Source organism: Streptomyces axinellae (assembly GCF_039532135.1).
Taxonomy (GTDB): domain Bacteria; phylum Actinomycetota; class Actinomycetes; order Streptomycetales; family Streptomycetaceae; genus Streptomyces; species Streptomyces axinellae.
On the sequence record NZ_BAAARJ010000060.1, the window covers coordinates 1 to 2,432 of the forward strand.

1 protein-coding gene and 1 pseudogene are annotated in these 2,432 nt (G+C 66.9%); both read left to right on the forward strand.

Annotated features, from left to right (window positions below; all coding sequences use genetic code 11):
- A pseudogene (locus ABD339_RS33400) lies at positions 1-347 on the forward strand (transposase family protein); the annotation flags it as partial.
- Between the two features lie 376 nt (positions 348-723).
- A partial coding sequence (locus ABD339_RS33405) for a hypothetical protein (protein ID WP_344570931.1) occupies positions 724-2,432 on the forward strand: 1,709 nt, incomplete at its 3' end.

The following is a 2,432-nucleotide window of genomic DNA, read 5'->3' on the forward strand; positions in this document are numbered from 1 at the left end:
CGGCCGGCTGCTGTGGGCCTCGCCCGCGCTGCCCGGAGCAGTCCACGACATCAAGGCCGCACGAACACACGGCATCATCGACGCCCTGGCCGAGACAGGAGTGAAGTGCTGGGCCGACAAGGGCTACCGCGGCGCCGACGGCACCATACGGGTGCCCTATTGGGGCCGTTGGGAGACCCTGTCCGCAGGTCAGCAGGCCGTCAACCGCTCACACGCAAAGATCCGCGCGCTCGTCGAGCAGGCCATGGCCACCCTGGCGGCTTCTGCGCAAGCTGCGATGCTCCACCACCCGCATCACCAGCCTCGTCCAAGCCGTCCTCACCCTCCACCTGACCAGCACAAACTGAGGTTGGAAAAGGCTCCGTGTGCCGCGGGACATCGTCCTCGGCATCATAGAAGGCGTGTTCCATCTCCCGTTCTCCTATGCTGCTTCGGGTTGCTCCGGGTGGCGTCTCGGTAGCGTGCCACGCCAGTTTTTCGGAGTGGTCCGGTGAGTGCCGTCGCGCCGTCGCGCCGTCGCGCCGTCGCGCCGTTGCTTCCGGCGGGAGTAGTGAGGCCGGGGCGGGTTCCGGGGGCGTGTCGTGAGTGGATGCGGGGGGTGTGCCGCAGGAGGCGGTACCGGGTCCGGTTCCGGTCGAAGGTGCCCGGGCTGTCGGGCGGGCGGTCAGGTGAGCAGAAAGCGCCCATACAGGCGGCTTCACATGGAACGGGAGGGGATGAACCGTGCCGAGGAAGTATTCCGATGAGGATTACGCGGCCGCGTTGAACGCCCGGAGGCAGGGAGACCTGCCCAAGCAGGCGGAGACGCAGGGAGTGTTGATCGGTGGCGTTACCGCCGAGGTCCCCCTCGGCCAATTCCTGAACACGCTGCGAAGCCAGGGGCGCAAAACGGCGTTGGGAGAGGGGCTGGTAGAGGCGCTGACATGGCATGGTCTGGCGCCCCGGCAAGTATCAGACGGCCGGTGGACGATCCCGCAGACCGGACAAAAAATCAGCTGGAGGGACGAGGATTACGCGGCCGCGCTGAACGCCCGGAAGCAGGGAGACCTGCCCGGGTTTAGGGATACGCAGATGGTGGTGATCGGTGGCGTTACCGCCGAGGTCCCCCTCGGCCAATTCCTGAACACGCTGCGAAGCCAGGGGCGCAAAACGGCGTTGGGAGAGGGGCTGGCAGAGGCGCTGACATGGCATGGCCTGGCGCCCCGGCAAATATCAGACGGCCGGTGGACGATCCCGCAGACCGGACAAAAGATCAACTGGAGGGACGAGCATTACGCGGCCGCATTGAACGCCCGGAAGCAGGGAGACCTGCCCGGGTTTAGGGATACGCAGGAGGTGGTGATCGGCGACGTCACCGCCGATGTCCCCCTCGGCCGATTCCTGAGCACGCTGCGAACCCGGGGGCGCAAGAAGGCGTTGGGAGAGGGGCTGACAGAGGCGCTGACATGGCATGGCTTGGCGCCCCGGCAAGTATCAGAGGGTCTGTGGACGGTCCCGCAGACCGGACAACTAATCATGTGGAGGGACGAGCATTACGCGGCCGCGCTGAACGCCCGGGAGCAGGGAGACCTGCCCGAGAAGAGTGAGACGCAGACGGTGGTGATCGGCGGCGTCACCGCTGATGTCCCCCTCGGCCAATTCCTGAGCAATCTGCGAAGCAAGGGGCGCAAAACGGCGTTGGGAGAGGGGCTTGCAGAGGCGCTGTCACGGCATGGTCTGGCGCCCCGGCAAGTATCAGAGGGTCTGTGGACGGTCCCGCAGACCGGACAAAGGATCATGTGGAGGGACGAGCATTACACGGCCGCGCTGAACGCCCGGGAGCAGGGAGACCTGCCCGAGAAGAGTGAGACGCAGAAGGTGGTGATCGGCGACGTCACCGCTGATGTCCCCATCGGCCGATTCCTGAACAAGCTGCGAAGCCAGGGGCGCAAAACGGCGTTGGGAGAGGGGCTGACAGAGGCGCTGTCCCGGCATGGCCTGGCGCCCCGGCAAGTATCAGAGGGTCTGTGGACGATCCCGCATACCGGAAAAAAGATCATGTGGAGGGACGAGCATTACACGGCCGCGCTGAACGCCCGGGAGCAGGGAGACCTGCCCGGGTTTAGGGAGACGCAGGAGGTGGTGATCGGCGGCGTCACCGCTGATGTCCCCCTCGGCCGATTCCTGAGCGCGCTGCGAAGCCAGGGGCGCAAGAAGGCGTTGGGAGAGGGGCTGGCACAGGCGCTGGGGCGGCATGGCCTGTCGCCCGTCTGGCAGGAGAACAAATGGAGGATCGGTGGCGCTACCGCGCAGGCAGAAGGTGCGCGCGCCGGGCGGTCGGTCAACGGGCAGGTGCACCCGCGGTCGTTCACTGCTCCGGTGGTTCCGCCCGCCTGGGACGCTTCCGCTGTGCCGGGGAGGGCTGCTGGGGGCGGCGGCTACCCGGGCGTGAG